Annotated in this window: 17 protein-coding genes and 1 tRNA gene; 2 read left to right on the top strand and 16 right to left on the bottom strand. The window is 34.9% G+C overall.

Annotation, left to right across the window (positions count from 1 at the left end):
* Window positions 1-128: 128 nt before the first annotated feature.
* The 9 genes from NH288_RS04980 to NH288_RS04940 form a co-directional block, all read right to left on the bottom strand.
* Window positions 129-1,352 (bottom strand): AI-2E family transporter, encoded by a 1,224-nt coding sequence (locus NH288_RS04980; protein WP_265213574.1) that lies wholly within the window; start codon window positions 1,350-1,352, stop codon window positions 129-131.
* Between the two features lie 43 nt (window positions 1,353-1,395).
* Entirely contained in the window at window positions 1,396-1,851 is a 456-nt protein-coding gene (locus tag NH288_RS04975; RefSeq protein WP_106460938.1) for an Asp23/Gls24 family envelope stress response protein, read from the bottom strand.
* 9 nt (window positions 1,852-1,860) lie between these two features.
* Entirely contained in the window at window positions 1,861-2,145 is a 285-nt protein-coding gene (locus NH288_RS04970; protein WP_106460939.1) for a DUF2273 domain-containing protein, read from the bottom strand.
* Window positions 2,132-2,701, bottom strand: a complete 570-nt coding sequence (amaP, locus tag NH288_RS04965) for an alkaline shock response membrane anchor protein AmaP (protein WP_265213570.1) — start codon at window positions 2,699-2,701, stop codon at window positions 2,132-2,134. Before amaP ends, NH288_RS04970 begins: the two co-directional genes overlap by 14 nt.
* Before the next feature lie 41 nt (window positions 2,702-2,742).
* The gene (gene abc-f, locus NH288_RS04960) at window positions 2,743-4,671 is read right to left on the bottom strand and encodes a ribosomal protection-like ABC-F family protein (protein WP_265213568.1); all 1,929 of its coding nucleotides are present in this window, start codon (window positions 4,669-4,671) and stop codon (window positions 2,743-2,745) included.
* Window positions 4,672-5,301, bottom strand: coding sequence for a redox-sensing transcriptional repressor Rex (locus tag NH288_RS04955; protein WP_265213566.1), 630 nt, complete (start codon window positions 5,299-5,301; stop codon window positions 4,672-4,674).
* Window positions 5,298-5,903, bottom strand: coding sequence for a hypothetical protein (locus tag NH288_RS04950; protein ID WP_265213564.1), 606 nt, complete (start codon window positions 5,901-5,903; stop codon window positions 5,298-5,300). The genes NH288_RS04955 and NH288_RS04950 overlap by 4 nt, the downstream gene beginning before the upstream one ends.
* 10 nt (window positions 5,904-5,913) lie before the next feature.
* Window positions 5,914-7,731 (bottom strand): translational GTPase TypA, encoded by a 1,818-nt coding sequence (typA, locus tag NH288_RS04945; RefSeq protein ID WP_265213563.1) that lies wholly within the window; start codon window positions 7,729-7,731, stop codon window positions 5,914-5,916.
* Between the two features lie 111 nt (window positions 7,732-7,842).
* Window positions 7,843-8,217: an ATP-binding protein gene (locus NH288_RS04940; RefSeq protein WP_265213561.1), complete on the bottom strand. Its 375-nt coding sequence runs from the start codon at window positions 8,215-8,217 to the stop codon at window positions 7,843-7,845.
* Between the two features lie 161 nt (window positions 8,218-8,378).
* Between NH288_RS04940 and rd the strand changes: the two genes are divergently transcribed.
* The gene (gene rd / locus NH288_RS04935; protein WP_004833839.1) at window positions 8,379-8,537 is read left to right on the top strand and encodes a rubredoxin; all 159 of its coding nucleotides are present in this window, start codon (window positions 8,379-8,381) and stop codon (window positions 8,535-8,537) included.
* A 34-nt stretch (window positions 8,538-8,571) separates the two neighbouring features.
* Here the strand turns inward: rd and NH288_RS04930 are convergent, their stop codons facing one another.
* The 5 genes from NH288_RS04930 to NH288_RS04910 all read right to left on the bottom strand — a co-directional run bounded on the left by NH288_RS04930 (window position 8,572) and on the right by NH288_RS04910 (window position 12,909).
* Entirely contained in the window at window positions 8,572-9,447 is an 876-nt protein-coding gene (locus NH288_RS04930) for a hypothetical protein (protein WP_265213557.1), read from the bottom strand.
* 22 nt (window positions 9,448-9,469) lie between these two features.
* A complete protein-coding gene (locus NH288_RS04925) occupies window positions 9,470-10,405 on the bottom strand; it encodes a YitT family protein (protein ID WP_414731750.1) in 936 nt (311 codons plus the stop codon).
* A gap of 118 nt (window positions 10,406-10,523) precedes the next feature.
* Complete coding sequence (locus NH288_RS04920; RefSeq protein ID WP_106460947.1) at window positions 10,524-11,696, bottom strand: coenzyme F420-0:L-glutamate ligase; 1,173 nt, start codon at window positions 11,694-11,696, stop codon at window positions 10,524-10,526.
* A 115-nt stretch (window positions 11,697-11,811) separates the two neighbouring features.
* Window positions 11,812-12,177 (bottom strand): zinc-ribbon domain-containing protein, encoded by a 366-nt coding sequence (locus tag NH288_RS04915; protein WP_265213554.1) that lies wholly within the window; start codon window positions 12,175-12,177, stop codon window positions 11,812-11,814.
* The gene (locus NH288_RS04910; protein WP_106460949.1) at window positions 12,178-12,909 is read right to left on the bottom strand and encodes an NAD-dependent protein deacylase; all 732 of its coding nucleotides are present in this window, start codon (window positions 12,907-12,909) and stop codon (window positions 12,178-12,180) included. It lies immediately after the preceding gene.
* Window positions 12,910-13,117: 208 nt separating this feature from the next.
* On the opposite strand from NH288_RS04910, the gene NH288_RS04905 reads away from it, so the two are divergent.
* A tRNA-Pro gene (locus tag NH288_RS04905) sits at window positions 13,118-13,194 on the top strand.
* A 177-nt stretch (window positions 13,195-13,371) separates the two neighbouring features.
* Here the strand turns inward: NH288_RS04905 and NH288_RS04900 are convergent.
* Window positions 13,372-15,027, bottom strand: coding sequence for an AP2 domain-containing protein (locus NH288_RS04900; RefSeq protein ID WP_265213550.1), 1,656 nt, complete (start codon window positions 15,025-15,027; stop codon window positions 13,372-13,374).
* A complete protein-coding gene (locus tag NH288_RS04895; protein WP_265213549.1) occupies window positions 15,024-15,332 on the bottom strand; it encodes a hypothetical protein in 309 nt (102 codons plus the stop codon). Before NH288_RS04895 ends, NH288_RS04900 begins: the two co-directional genes overlap by 4 nt.
* Window positions 15,333-15,409 lie beyond the last annotated feature (77 nt).

The raw sequence follows: 15,409 nt of genomic DNA, 5'->3' as shown, positions 1-15,409 counted from the left end.
TAAGGAAAATGTGGAAAAATTTATTCCCACCTTAAAAATCTCTATATAATTAAATTACTTAATACAAATATCCGAGAAAAAAAGTGATGTTGCAGAATAGATTTAACTATTCTGCAACATCACCTTTTCTATATATCTTTTAAATTTTCCGCTCTTATTTCTTCGTAAGTTTTTTTCCTTAAATTTTCTATTTCTTCTTCGCTAATATTTTTGTTTTTAAGTTTCTTTTTGGTATTATCTGTCACAAGTGTGTAGATTACAGTCGCAAGCGGTATGAAGGCAACCATACCAAATACTCCGAATAGTCCCCCGCCTATTACTACTGAAACAAAGATCCAAATAGCAGGTAGGCCTTGGTGCTTACCTATTACAAGTGGATAAAATATCTGTTGTTGGACTTGTTGCAATATTAGGATAAATATCAAAAATATAAGAGCTTTGGCTGGCGAATAGATAAATATCAAAATCATACCGATGGCTGTTGCTGAAAATGCTCCAATGTATGGAATAATATCAAAAGCTCCCATAAGAATTGAAATCATACCAGCTGATGGCAACCTTAGGATGAGCATTCCTATAAAGCAAGCCACACCTAGGGCTATACATGATAAGATTTTAGTTTCGAGAAACCTTGAAAATGATGCATAGGATAGTTTTGAAACATAGATTATATTTTTAGCTACATCTATTGGAAGGTGGGCAAAAATAAAGCCTGTTATCCCATCTGCCAGTCCATTTCTATTTAGGCTGACATATATTGAAAAAATAAAGCCTATACCAAGGGCTAGGATTCCTTGTGATACTGTATTTATAATTGATCCAGTCTTATTTAGTATATTTGATTCTGAATTTAGGAAATCTTGCAAGAAACCTGTCACAGTCCTGCTTATCCCATCTAAATCTAGACTTTGAATCTTAGTTTCTAAAATATGGCTGGCCTTTTCTAAAAACTTGTAATCATCCAAAAAATCTACAAGCGAATCAAAAAATACCGGTATATTTTCGCTAAGCTTGGTAATTGCCCTGGAAAGCTCTGGTATTAAAACTGTTAAGACTATTGTCACCATTGCAAAAAATATTATCCATGAAATTGCCAAAGATAGGGTGAGGCTTAGCTTCTTATTTTTCTTAAAAGCATCAAATCTTGATAAAAGGTCATTATGAAAAAAGTTGACCGGAAGATTTATTATAAAGGCTATAACCAATCCGTAAACTAGAGGCCTAAAAACCTGATAAGCCCTTGATAAAAATTCTCCAATCTTATCTATATAAAAAAATCCAAAATATATAGCTATCAGACAAAATCCTACAAATATGTAACGTCTTGTCTTGCTATCGAGTAAATCTCTCATATTCTATCTCCATACTAAGAGGCCCGCTTAGCAGGCCTTATTTTTAGTAATTATTTTGCTTTTTGTCAGCGTCAGAATTTGCTTGTTGTTTTTCTTGGTATTCTTTTCTTGTTAGAACATCCACAACATCCACATTTATTGTCACTACTTCAAGACCAGTCATCTCTCTAACATTAGAACTTACTACTCTTTGAATGTTGTTAAAGATTTCCCTAGCATTTTTGCCATATTCGATAATTACATCTAGGTTAATCTTTGCTTCTCTTTCTCCAACTTCTACATTAACACCAGCAGTTCTCCTATCGCTGGAGCCAAAAAATGATCCGATAGAATCAGCAATATTACCCTTCATTTCAAGAATACCATCCACTTGATTAATGGCTATTCTAGCAATCTTAGCAACTACCTTATCTTCTATGATAAGCTTGCTTTCTTCATATTCCAATTCTCTGCCATCATTTAGGTCTTTTTTGATTTCTTTATTTAGATTATCTGTCATGTCTACTCCTTAATTTACAATTTTCCTAATTATTTGAAGCACTCTTACATCTTTATCAAAATAAGCTCCGATCAAATAGCCTATTACCATCACTACCCAGATACCCAGGGTCTTAAAAAAACCAAAGTTAAATAGGCAAATAAGGGTGATGAGGCTAAGGATTGTAGAGTTTATTTTCCCTTTGTTTAATCGATAGAAAGCAAGAAGAAATTTTTTATTGTTTTCTCTATTATCAAGCTTTCTCATCTCTACATCATATATAGTATGATTTGTATCCTTGTTAATTTCTTCCATATTCTCTCTTCTCTTTTTGCTTTTCCTTCTTTTCAATCTTTAGGTCGATTTTTATTTCATCAAGTCCTGTAAGATTATTTAAGCTTGTTTTTATCTCTTCTCTTACTCTTTCGGCAAGCTTGTCGATTGCTTGATCTGAATAGTCATCTGCTAAGATTTTTGCCTCAAGCTTGTTATTGTCAATAATTTTAGCCCTTGCCTTTATGGTTTCAAGTCCTAAAAACTTATTAACTGAGGATTTTATCGAAGATTCTAGAGATCTTTGGGCTATAAGCACACTTCCCTTTTCATCTTCAATCAAGACGTCAAATCCCTTGTTGGAATTTTGTCTAAGTACAATAAGCAAAACTATTGCAAAACCTATGAGTAAGATGCCTACAGCCATGAAAAAGAATTGAACAAAGGCTTCATTAGATACTAGTCTATAAAGATATTCATTGTAGACAAAGGCTTCAAAAACAGCCTGGCCATCAATTCCAAAGGCCAAAAATAAGGCTCCTAAGAGGATTAAAACTATTAACATCAAAGAATAGAGAAATTTCATTAATTTTCCCATATTTTTCTCCTTAGGGTATAAATACCCTTGTTTTTTTCCTTTTAATCATCTTCTTCTAATTCTAAATTAAGGTCTAGCCATACTTCATCAAGGTCATCTCTCTTTTCCTCAAGATCTTTGATTTCTTTAAAAACTTGGGCGACCCTATCTTGGTCGTTGTAAAAGCCCTCAGCCATGCTTTCTTTTGTGAGGTCTTTGATAAGTAGGTCGGTTTCCTTCATTTCCCTTTCTATGTCTCTAATCTTGTTCTTTTTGGCCTTGATTTCGCTTTTCTTTAGTTTTTCCTTTTTTCTTTCCTTTTTGATTTGGGTCTTGCTTACCACTTGCCTTTCTTCATCTGTCAGGCTTGCTTCCCTTAGCTTTTCCCTATAATAATCGTAGTTGCCTAAGTAAAGATCAATCTGGTCATTTTTCATATCTAGGATTTTGCTTGCGATTTTATTTAAGAAATACCTGTCGTGGGAAATTATCAAAAGAGTCCCCTCAAAATCTAGGATGGCGTCTTCTAGAATTTCCTTTGAGTCAATATCCAGGTGGTTGGTTGGCTCATCCATGAGGATGAAGTTACAATCTGATATCATTAGCTTAAGGAGGGATATCCTAGCCCTTTCCCCACCGGATAGTTCGCTAATCTCTCTGAAGACATCATCATCGTAGAACATAAATTTGGCAAGGTAGGACCTTATTTCAAAGTTTGTAAGCCTTGGGTAAGCCTCTCTTATCTCATCAAAGATAGTATTTTCTAAGTTTAGAGACTTTTGCTCTTGGTCAAAGTAGCCTATGTTTACAGATTGGCCAAGCTTGACATTGCCTTGATCTGGCATCTCTTCCTTGAGGATTATTTTAAAAAGCGTGGTCTTACCTACCCCATTATCTCCGATTATGGCTGCCCTTTCATTTCTATAAATATCAAAGGAAATATTTTTGAAAATCTCCCTATAGTCAAAGGATTTGGCTAATTTATCTACCTTTAGGACATCCATGCCCGATTGGATTCTTGGGCTAAATTTAAGGCTCATGGTGTCCTGTAGTTCGATTGGCTTTTCCATTTTTTCCATCTTATCTAGGAGTTTTTGCCTAGACCTTGATTGGGATATACCTCTTTTTCTCTTAGAGCCTCCCAGGTTTTTGAGTCTGTCGATGATTTCTTCTTGGCGTTCGATTTCTTTTTGCTGGCTCTTATATTGGTGTAGGTAGACGTCCCTGTCTTTTTTCCTCTGGGTCATGAAGCTGGTGTAGTTGCCATTATAGGATGTAAGCCTTCCATATTCTAGGACCATCATCTTATTTACTGTGGCATCTAAAAAATACCTATCGTGGGATATTATTATTACTGTGCCCTGGTAGTTTTTGATGAAAGTTTCTAGGAAGTTGATTGCCTTTATATCTAGGTGGTTGGTTGGCTCATCTAAAAGGAGAAGGTCTGGCTTTTCTAATAAAAGACCTGCTAGCTCTACCCTTGCCTTTTGGCCACCTGATAAAACAGATATTTCCTTATCAAAGTCCTCCCTATCAAATCCCATGGCTGTTAGGGTTCCTTCTAACTCACTTTTGATGGCGTAGCCATTTTTCTGGTGAAAAAGATCAGATTTTTTTGTGTACTCATCCATTATCTGGGCAAGTTTTTCATCATCCTTTTCCTGGCTCATCTTTTTTTCGAGCTCTCTTATCTCTTCTTCAAGCCTTATCATATCATCAAAGATGGCTAGACAATATTCATAGATTGTCATATGGCTATCTATGCTTAAAATCTGCTCCAGATAGCCTACTTTAACTTCTTGGGGGATAAAGATTTTCCCCTCATCTGCTCTTAAGTTTCCTGTTAATATATTAAAAAGGGTAGACTTGCCAGCCCCGTTGATTCCAACTAGTCCTGCCTTGTCCCCCTTTTCTAAATTAAAACTTAGGCCAGAAAATATTTCCTTACCGGGATATTCTTTGGCCAAGTTTGATACGCTTATTACATTCATCTAAAATATAAAATCCTCTGGTGAATTCATAAAATATGTTAGGGTAAATAGAGATTCATCTAGGTGAACTGATTCTATTACCACTCCATTTTTTACCTTTAGGTCTACTGGCGAGAAGTTCCAAATGCCTTTGATTCCGCCTTCGCAAAGTATATCTGCTATTTCTTGGGCTACTGTTTTTGGTGTTGCTATTATACCTATATCTACCTTGTTATTTTTTAGGAAGTCTCCTAGGTCATCGATTTTTTGCACCTTTAATTCTTCGTGTGTAAATTCTTCCTTATCAAAGACTGCTTCAAATTCATAGCCTAGATCTCTAAAGGACTTGTATTGGTAGAGGGCATGTCCTATATTACCATAACCTATTAGGACTATCTTATAACTTTTATCTACTCCAATTATCTTTGATAATTCACCAATTAATTCCTTTACATTATAGCCATAGCCTTGTTGGCCGAAGCAACCGAAGTGGTTTAAATCTTGTCTAATTTGGCTGGCTGTAAGGCCTGTTATCTCGGATAATTCTTTAGAAGATACTCTGATTATTCCTTTTTCGTTGATGCTTTCCAAATACCTGTAGTATTTTGGAAGTCTCTTGATTACTGACAATGATATGTTTTGCTTGCTCATAAATTATCCTCCGCTTCCTTGTTCTTAGCCTCTTCTAAAAGATGAGTATTTAATATTTCCCTATCTTCATCTGTAAGCTTATCTGAATTCTTCTGACTATCGATCTCAGCTATTATTGCATTTAGCTTATCATCTCTTCTCTGCCTAAGCTCTTCCTCGCTGGCTTCTTTTATTTCTTCCTTAGGCTCTTGGTCCTTCCTTCTATGTAGGAGAGCGTTTATCATGTGAAAAAAGTAAACCACTATCAAGCATGAATAAAATATCAGCTGATTATTAGCTATGAAAAACTCGTTGTTTACGGCTAGGTTTGTGGGCAAGACCCTGACAAATCTTGCCAAGGCTGACAAACCGTGGATTGATAATAGCCCAAAGGCTAGGCTTGTGACTATGGCTGTAAGTATTGAATATCCTCTAGCATTTTTATCTAAAAGGACTGAAAAACTAAAAACTAGCATCAATATCCAGCTTAGGATAAAGGCGATATACCAGCTTAAGTTAAAAAACCATGAATCCACAAACCTTTGAGAGATAGTTAGAAGAAATAAGATGACTACCAAGAAGACAAGCTCAATGCTAAGTCTTCTTTCAAACTTATTTACCATCTATATCCTCCTATTTTTTTGATTTATATCTCTTTGTTGCGTCTAATATTTTCTTTCTTATCCTTAGATTGTGTGGTGTAACCTCGATTAGTTCATCTTCTTCTACAAATTCCATCATTTCTTCTACACTCATCTTTTTAGCTGGTGTAAGGGCGATGGCATCGTCATTTCCGCTTGCCCTGGTGTTGGTCATCTTTTTCTTTCTGCAGATGTTTACATCTATATCTAAACCCTTGGCATTTGATCCTACTATTAGGCCTTCATAGATTTCTTCACCTGGCTCTATGAATAATTGACCCCTAGATTGGGCTGCATTTAGACCGTAGGCTGTAGCTATTCCCTTTTCTGTGGCTATTAGGGATCCTAGCTGCCTCTTATCAAGGTCGCCCTTGTATCTATCATAACCTTCAAATTCGGTATTTAAGATGCCTGTTCCCTTGGTGTCGGTCATAAATTCTGTCCTGTAGCCTATAAGGCCTCTAGCAGGTATTCTAAATACAAGTCTGGTGTAGCCTGATGATGATGGGTGCATATCAATCATTTCACCCTTCCTACGGCCAAGTTTATCTATAATTGATCCTGTGTAGACCTCATCTACATCTACTGTTGCAATTTCAATTGGCTCTAGCTTTTTGCCATTTTCATCGCTCTTAAACATTACTTCAGGTTTTGATACTTGAAATTCATAGCCTTCACGTCTTAGGTTTTCAATAAGTACTGATAAATGAAGCTCGCCCCTACCTGATACCTTAAAGGCTTCTGTTGTATCTGTTGGCTCTACTCTTAGGGAAACATCTGTTTCTGCTTCCTTAAGCAACCTATCCCTAAGGTGTCTTGAAGTAACATATTTACCATCACGACCTGCAAATGGTGAGTCATTTACCGAAAAGGTCATAGCTAGGGTTGGTTCTGATATTTTGGTAAATTCAATTGGTTCATGGTCTCCTTCTGTACCGATTGTATCACCTACATTTATATCTTCCATACCTGATAGGGCTACTATTGAACCAAATTTCGCTTCTTCTACTTCTACCCTGCTTAAGCCGTCAAATTCATAAATTGTGACTACCTTGGCCTTTACAAGCCTGTCTGGCTCATTGTAATTTGTGATTACCGCTTGGGCATTTTTCTTAATTATTCCGCATTCAACCTTGCCTATAGCTATGGTTCCTAGGTATTCATTATAATCTGTTGTTGAAACTAAGACCTTAAAACCTGTATCTTCTTCCGCTTCAAAAGCTGGTGTGTATTCTATAATTGTATCTAAGAGGTCAGTCATATCTTCCTTGACTACACCCTTTTCAAGTGATGCCCATCCATTTTTGGCTGATGCATAAACAATAGGACTTTCAAGGTAGGATTCATCTGCATCTAAAGATATGAATAAATCTAGGATTTCATCTTCTACTTCATCAATTCTTTCATCTGGCCTATCGACCTTGTTTATACAAATAATGGCAGGCAGACCTAATTCTATAGCCTTTTTAAGTACAAACTTAGTTTGTGGCATTGGGCCTTCGTGGCTGTCTACTACAAGTACAACAGATTCAGCCATGTTTAGAACCCTCTCAACCTCTCCACCAAAGTCGGCGTGGCCCGGTGTATCTATAATATTTATTTTCATATCCTTGTAGGATACTGCTGTATTTTTGGCAAGAATTGTAATACCACGTTCTTTTTCGATTGTATCAGAGTCCATGACTCTCTCTTTTACTTCTTCATTATCTCTGAATAAACCTGATGTTTTTAAAAGACCATCTACTAGGGTTGTCTTACCGTGGTCTACGTGGGCAATAATTGCTACATTTCTAACATCTTCTCTTAACATATTTCCTTCTTTCTTACTAACAAATTCTATCAATATATTATACCTAACGTTAATTAATTATCAATAAATATCAACAAAAAAAGTGCTTTTAATTTAGTTTATCAAAGCACTTCATATATATATTAGACAAGCTATTGCATTTTCACAAACTACTATCCTGTCCGACAAAGATTCAACAAGTCTGATTCCCCTGCCATTTTCTGCAAATAAATCGACAGTCTTTTTCCTACAAATTCCACTACCCTCGTCTTTTACCTTTATATATGAATAGGTATCTGTAAGTTTGACACATATTTCTATAAGTTTAAGCCTATCTTTTCTATTGCCATGCTTATAAGAATTGCTCGTCAATTCATCTAATATTAGCCTGAGTTTGAAGATATAATCCTGGTCATAGTCCCTATCTTCTAACAAAGCTAAAAGCTTATCTCTAAATTTTTTTATATCTTTAAGGTCAGAATTTATGACCGTCCTAATTATCTCCATAGCCTCTCCTAACTACTTCATACCCGATTTTTATTTTTAATATCATATTTTTAAAATTTACAGAAAAAATAACAAATTTTAATTAGAATTGAAATTTTCTGTTACATTATAGAATTTACGGGTATAATGTAATTACAAGAAAAAATGAAAGGAGACATTCAATGAAATACGTTTGTACAGCATGCGGATATATTTACGATCCAGCAGAAGGTGATGTTGATAACGGAATTGAAGCAGGTACAGAATTTGATCAACTTCCAGAAGATTGGGTTTGCCCAGTATGTGGAGTTGGCAAAGACATGTTCGAAGCTCAAGAATAATAATATTAAAATAGAGGCCACAAGGCCTCTTTTTTTAGTAAGAATCTATATCATTTTTTTCTTTATTTCTAATTACTATTCCAATTGATATAAGTATGCTTATGATTAAAATTACAGCTACTATTATTACAGGCTCTTTAAGAAAACCTAGATAATCTCTTTCTTCTTCCTCTGCTGGTGCTAGGGCATAAATCTTACTTATATCGTCATTATGGTTGGCCTTTACCTCTTTAGTGAGTCTTTTCTTAGGCTCTTCACTTTCTTTTTCTGGCAATTGAGCATTAGCTTTATTATCTTCACTTACATCTATACTTATTGACTTAATCATATTTGCCGCTTCATTTTCAAGCTGTCTTTTCTGACTTGGTGTCTTGGCCTCTTGTATCTTTTGGCTATAGTCCTTTATCACTTTCTCAGTCTTTTTATTGACTTGACTTGAACTAATGCTTGTATTTGAATTATTAGCCTTGATTGTAACTTTGACTTCTTCTAATGCCTTGGCAAGATTTGAATTCTTATCTAGCTTTTCAACCAAATCATCTACAGCTTTTTGGACCTTTTCGTAGTCAGCATTTTCTTTTTTACTAGCATCACTTGCAGACACCGCCTCTTTTTCTTTCTTTGGATTTGCATCTTTTGGGCTTTGCCCCTCTTTAGTTTCACTTTCAGGACTATTTGCTTCACCCTGCTTTTTAACTTCTTCTTTGACGGGCTCTTTTAAGGGTTGAACCTTTTCTTCTTCGAGGGTTTTAGTGTCTTCTTTTATTTTTATCTTATCAGCTGGCTTTTGAACTTCTGCTTCCTTTACTGGCTGTGTTTCTTCCTTAGACTCAGCATCCTGGGCGTAGGATTTGCCTACAAAAGATAGGCTTAAGGTAGCAATTAAGAATATTTGTAAGATTTTTTTCATAGCCTTAAGCCTCCTTTCTAAATCAGTCGCTATCTAGCTGATCATCTGATGAATACCAGCCTTTTCCAATAATTGATGAAGTATTTAATATAGTTATAAAGCAATATGGGTCAACCTTTTTGATAAAGGACCTAAATCTTGCCTGTTCAAATTTGCTTGTCACACACAAGAATACAGAAATATCACTTCCTGCATATAGGCCCTTGGCACTTATCACAGTTGCCGACCTATTTAAGTCTACTTTTATGAAATTGCCAAGCTCTTCTGTCTTTGAGCTTATGATTATAAATAATTTGGCCTCATTCATTGACCCTATCATTACATCTACGCAAATCCCCTTCATGAGCAAGCCTAGGATTGAAAATAATCCAATCTCAACTCCGAATATCTTGATGGCTGCTATAGTGAAAAGCGAATCTACCACTAGAAGGGCTTTTCCTACCTGAAGAGAGGAGTATTTTTTAATTATCATCGCTATTATATCAGTACCCCCACTTGATGCAGCTAGATTAAATAGAATAGCTGATCCAACTGATGACATTAGGAGGGTAAAGATTAATTCTAGCATCTTATTGCCAGTTAGGGATTGATGAATGGGAACAATTCTTGCTAAAAGCAAGGCTGTTAGGGAATTAAGTATGGCCACATAACCTGTTCTTATGGTAAATTTCTTGCCAATTACAAAAAATCCAATTACCAATAGAACTAAGTTATAGAATAGGGTAATCTGTGGCCTTGTAAAGGGAACAAACATGGATGTGATGATACTCATACCCTCTACCCCACCTATTACAAAGGAGTTTGGATATTTGAAAAAATGAGTACCACAGGCCATTAGTATTGATGCAAAACTCATCCAGAAAAATCTGTATTCCTTTGATAGAGTATTTCTCTCATCTACATTTTTGGCTTGCATCTGTTTGCTTTCTTGATTGTCAAAAGATTGGTTGTCTTTCAATTTTCTTCTCCATCATTAAATATTTACAAGTCTAGTATATGTTACAATTATACAATGAACCAACTTTTATGCTAGGTATCTTAAGCAAAGTTGGCTCATTTATAATTTTTATATTCTATTAGTCGTTTGAATAGTTATCAAAGTAGCCTTGGATTAGGACTACTGGTGTTCCCTTATCCCCTGAACCTGAGATTAGGTCTGATAGAGAACCTAATAGGTCAGTAATTTGTCTAGGTGTAGTACCTAGGGTCTTATTCTTATCTGTGTTTTGGTCCTTTTCTTTGACCATCTTCTTAAATCTCTCTGCAGCTTCTTCGCTAGATAAACCAGTTAATTCATTGTCAGCTACATATTTTAATTTAAGCTCATTTGGTGTACCCTTTAGACCTTCTGTAAAGCCTGGTGATACAACAGGATCTGCTAACTCCCAAATATGGCCTACTGGATCTTTGAAAGCTCCATCGCCATAAACCATTACCTCAATATTTTTGCCGACTACTTCAATAATGTTTTTTTGAAGTCTTTCAACAAAATCTTGAGCATCTCTAGGAAATAGCTTAACAACTTCACCTGTAGATAGGTTTGAACCTAGAAGTCCATAAGAAGGATTGTATCCTGAACCATCTACTGGTCCATCAAGTATCTCATCAAGCTTAAGGATAGTCTTACCACCTGCTTCTACAAGTTGTCTTTTAACTAATTCTCTATTATGAATAGAGCTTACTAAAACATTGTCTGTAAATTTAAGAGCATCTACCGGATTGTTTAAAAAGTGAATTTCAGAATTTGGTGCAAGTTCCTTGTAAAATTCTGGATAATCCATACCAGTAAATAAGTGCTTATAATCTCCAGCAACCTCTCTAAATTCCTCAAGAGAAAGAACATCCTTGTAAGGATTTATATTAGAATTAAATAAATCCATCTCATCCATAAGTAGGTTACCTACTTCATCTGATGGATAGGATAGACAAATGTGAAGCTTTTTGCCAGATTTAGCAAAAGATTTAAGCAAAATAGAAAATCTATTTCTACTAATGATAGGAAATAGAATCGCAACCTCATCAGCCTCAAACTTATTAGCAAAATCCTTAGCTATTTGATCAGAATTTGCATAGTTTCCTTGGCTTCTAGCCAAAAGAGACTCAGTAACCGCAATTACATCCCTATCGTGAAACTTAACTTCTTTAGATACTTCTTTAACCATGTTGGTGACAATTTCTACTAAATCATCGCCTGTTTTAATGATTGGTGCCCTAAGGCCCATCGCTGTTGTTCCAATTATTCTTGACATTATTAATCCCCTTTCATGGAAATTATACATCCGTTTTAAATAAATTTAAATAGTCTATAAAGCTAAATTTTAAATTAATTTATATTTCTAAAAAAACTAAAAATTTCTAAAAAATCTAGCTCTTAGCATCAAACTTTTCCTTGCATTTTGGACACCTAACCTTAATCTTTCCCTTGTTTTTAGGAATCCTAAGTTTCTGTCCGCAGGATGGACAGGTTACATACTTATAGGCCCCATCCTTTTTATTTCCCCTATTAAAAACGCCCTTGATAGGATTTATAACACTATCTAAAAACATCCTATTTTCCTTGCTCCTCTTTATAGAATTAGCGCTCATTGACCTAAATATAGCGTAAATTACAATAAGAGAAGATATGATATTAATAATAGATGAATTGGTAAAATAAGCCAAGATAAGAAGACCTATAGCCAGGCAAATTAAAAATATACCATATTCATCAATTCCATTTCTTTTTTCCACCTAATCACCCACAATCTCTTCCATAACTTTGGCAATATCACCATTTATAACATAATCAGCACGGCTATCCCTACTAGTAGGGTCCTTATTTATAAGAATAAGCTTATGGCCCCTATAAAAATCAATAAGGCCAGCTGCTGGATAAACCACCAAGCTAGTCCCGCCGATAATCAAAACATCAGCATTAGCAATAAGATTAATAGCGTAAGAAATATTATTTTGATCAAGACCTTCACCATAAAGAACAATATCAGGTCTAACAAGGCCACCACACTCATCGCAGTGGGCCTCTTTTTCAAAAGATTTGACATAGGCGAGGTCAAAATTCTTCCCACACTTAGTACAATAATAATCTCTCAAATTTCCATGAAGCTCGATAACATTTTGACTACCTGCCTCTTGGTGAAGACTATCCACATTTTGAGTAATCACAGCCTTAAGCTTGCCCATCTTCTCAAGCTTAGCTAAGGCGTAGTGAGCAGGATTTGGCTTAATCCCTTCAAGCATGAGATTATCCTTGCAATAAGTCATAAACTGGTCAGGATGATCAACCAAAAACTCATGGCTAAGCATATATTCAGGTGAATAACCAGAGTTATTCTCCCTATTATAAAGGCCAGTAGCAGATCTAAAGTCAGGCACACCTGATGCGGTAGAAACCCCAGCCCCTCCAAAAAATACTATATTGTTAGAATCATCTATAATTTTTTTAACTTCCTTAATTGTATCCATGATAATCCTTTCTATACATTCATTATAATCTTAATAAGCCATCTTACAAGAAAATTGCCTTAAGATTTTACAAAGTAAAAAATATATGGTATCATAATTTTAGACCCGAAAGACAAGTAGAGTCTTATTTATAAAAATAATAAAAAAATCGATAAAAATATTTGACAAATTAGTTTATACATCGTATACTATAATAGTCAGTGGTCACCGGGGTGTGGCGCAGCTTGGTAGCGCGCGTGTTTTGGGAACATGAGGTCGAAGGTTCGAATCCTTTCACCCCGACCATATTTTTTTTATTCAAAGATATAAAACTAAACTGGCATAAAATAAACGAAGATAAAAATATTTATTCATTGTTTATGGATATTAAACGATATTAAAAGATACTAAACTATATAAATGTAGTGAAAATGTAGTGACTAATAAATTTATGATTTTAAAAAGAAGGCACAAGCCTTCTTTTTATTTGTCTAATTTATCTTCATACTTTTCTAGTATAGGCTTGAAATATTTTTCTTCACCAGCTAGCCTTGCTTGATATGCTTCTTCTAATGTATCGTATGATCCAAGATAAATAGTTTTATAATTAAGCGTTAAGGATGCCCTATACTTTTTATGCTTTTTGCTATAGCTTACACCCTTATATCCACTAGTATTGTTTTTTGATAAACCTTGCGTGATACCATATAAGCTAGTACCATCTACAAGCTTATCTTTTAATTCTCTTTGTTCGTCCCTAACATGACCGCAAGATTTTGTATTGCCATTTAAAAGGTCCATGCCCCTAACTTCTACTTCTTTTCCACAACTACACTTGCATAAGTACCTAGATTCCCCAGTAGAATTAACTCTTTTAATTACTTTTAATTCCCCAAAGGTTTTGTCCAGGATTTTTTTATCAATTTCCTTATACTTAGCAATCCTAACTTTTTTACCAAAGTCTTTATCACCTAGCTTTTTATAACTACTATGCCCACAAGAGGTAGACCTACCACTTATAAGGTTAGAATTTTCTATTTCTTTTTCAGCCCCGCAAGAACACTTACATAAACTCTTAGATGGATAGGAGTATGGGAATAGTACTGTCCAATCACCAAACTTATCACCTTTTTTTATTTTTAAAGGCTTTTCTTGTAATAGCCCATGTTCCCTTAAAATAGGCTTATAAAATTTATCCTCTGCTTTTAACCTAGCTAGATACGCTTTTTCAGCGGTTGGATAAGTCCCTAAGTCTTTATCTACGCCATCTATTTTGATTGTAGCTTTAAATAATTTTACTCTCTTAACCTTTTCTACCCCTCTATAATCTGTATTAGTTTTAGGGCTATATTTTGGCAATAATAGCTTAAATCTCCTATCATCTCCATCTAGTAATACTAAATTATTTATCTCTTTTAATTCTCCGGTATCAGACCTGCAAAAACTTTTTCCAGGTAAAGAGTTAGGGAATAACACCTTCCACTCTTTGTATTTTTCGCCTTTTTTAATAATAAAAACATCTTCATTCCATAGACCATATTTTTTTAAAATAGGCTTATACATTTCTTCTTCTGCTTCTAGCCTAGCTAGGTAAGCTTCTTCGGCGGTTTTAAAATATCCTAAGTATTCACTTTCGCCTTTAAATTTCAAGCTTGCTAGATACAACCCATCATTTTTAAAAAGCGTTACTCCCCTATATCCAGTGGTAGACCTAGGATCTAATTTAGGTAGTAAGTGCTTAATCCTTGTACCTTCCTTTAAGTCTGACGGCTTTTTGCTTTTTGTATACATTTTATTAATGCAACCGCAACTAACTCTACCTATATAAAGTAGGCCATTCCCATCGACTATGACTTCATTACCACAATCACACTTACAAAGATACTTAGCCCTTTTACTACCACTAACTCTTTTTAAAGGGGTAAGTTTGCCAAATTTTTTGCCTAAAATTCTTGCGTCTATCCTTTCTCTTGTGACGTGACCGCAAGACCTAGACCTACCATTTTGTAAAAAATAATTATTTACTTCTCTTTCTACTCCGCAAGAACATCTACAAAGGCTATATCCACTTTTTTTCCCTTTATCAATTACAATCCATTCACCAAATCTATCTCCAACCTTTATAGGCTTTGATTTCATTCTTCTACTTCACCAAATAAGTCTATATATTCATCTACGCTTATTTTCTCTTCTGCCCACTTTTTAGCTTCATCTTCGCTTAGTGGTATGATTTTTTCTCCATAAGTAGCTCCATGATCCTCCACTACTTCTTTATAAGGTGATAATCCACCGCCCTCACCATATAAGAAAAATTCACCTGTCTTTTTCTGATAAAGGATTTCTTTAAAATATTTGAAATCACTTACTGAATATCTACTTGTGTATTCTCCCTTTACTTCCGCTGTTTCTGTATCGTACATTTTACCATTAATTATCTTTCTCATACTTACACTCCTTTTTTTATTGATACCCATTTTAAATTTTTATATTATTGTTAGCTATATAAATTGAATATTTTTGT

It is taken from the genome of Anaerococcus sp. NML200537 (assembly GCF_026131715.1).
Classification (GTDB): domain Bacteria; phylum Bacillota; class Clostridia; order Tissierellales; family Peptoniphilaceae; genus Anaerococcus; species Anaerococcus kampingae.
This window is presented reverse-complemented; position numbering and strand designations above follow the sequence as displayed.

Coding starts and splice junctions, on each gene's coding strand:
- NH288_RS04970 (WP_106460939.1), bottom strand. CDS start 2,145: ATGGAAGAAATTAACAAGGATACAAATCATACTATATATGATGTAGAG.
- NH288_RS04920 (WP_106460947.1), bottom strand. CDS start 11,696: ATGTCAAGAATAATTGGAACAACAGCGATGGGCCTTAGGGCACCAATC.
- NH288_RS04930 (WP_265213557.1), bottom strand. CDS start 9,447: ATGAAAAAAATCTTACAAATATTCTTAATTGCTACCTTAAGCCTATCT.
- NH288_RS04950 (WP_265213564.1), bottom strand. CDS start 5,903: ATGGTAAATAAGTTTGAAAGAAGACTTAGCATTGAGCTTGTCTTCTTG.
- typA (WP_265213563.1), bottom strand. CDS start 7,731: ATGTTAAGAGAAGATGTTAGAAATGTAGCAATTATTGCCCACGTAGAC.
- NH288_RS04900 (WP_265213550.1), bottom strand. CDS start 15,027: ATGAAATCAAAGCCTATAAAGGTTGGAGATAGATTTGGTGAATGGATT.
- abc-f (WP_265213568.1), bottom strand. CDS start 4,671: ATGAATGTAATAAGCGTATCAAACTTGGCCAAAGAATATCCCGGTAAG.
- NH288_RS04955 (WP_265213566.1), bottom strand. CDS start 5,301: ATGAGCAAGCAAAACATATCATTGTCAGTAATCAAGAGACTTCCAAAA.
- NH288_RS04910 (WP_106460949.1), bottom strand. CDS start 12,909: ATGGATACAATTAAGGAAGTTAAAAAAATTATAGATGATTCTAACAAT.
- NH288_RS04940 (WP_265213561.1), bottom strand. CDS start 8,217: ATGGAGATAATTAGGACGGTCATAAATTCTGACCTTAAAGATATAAAA.
- NH288_RS04895 (WP_265213549.1), bottom strand. CDS start 15,332: ATGAGAAAGATAATTAATGGTAAAATGTACGATACAGAAACAGCGGAA.
- NH288_RS04975 (WP_106460938.1), bottom strand. CDS start 1,851: ATGACAGATAATCTAAATAAAGAAATCAAAAAAGACCTAAATGATGGC.
- rd (WP_004833839.1), top strand. CDS start 8,379: ATGAAATACGTTTGTACAGCATGCGGATATATTTACGATCCAGCAGAA.
- NH288_RS04980 (WP_265213574.1), bottom strand. CDS start 1,352: ATGAGAGATTTACTCGATAGCAAGACAAGACGTTACATATTTGTAGGA.
- amaP (WP_265213570.1), bottom strand. CDS start 2,701: ATGGGAAAATTAATGAAATTTCTCTATTCTTTGATGTTAATAGTTTTA.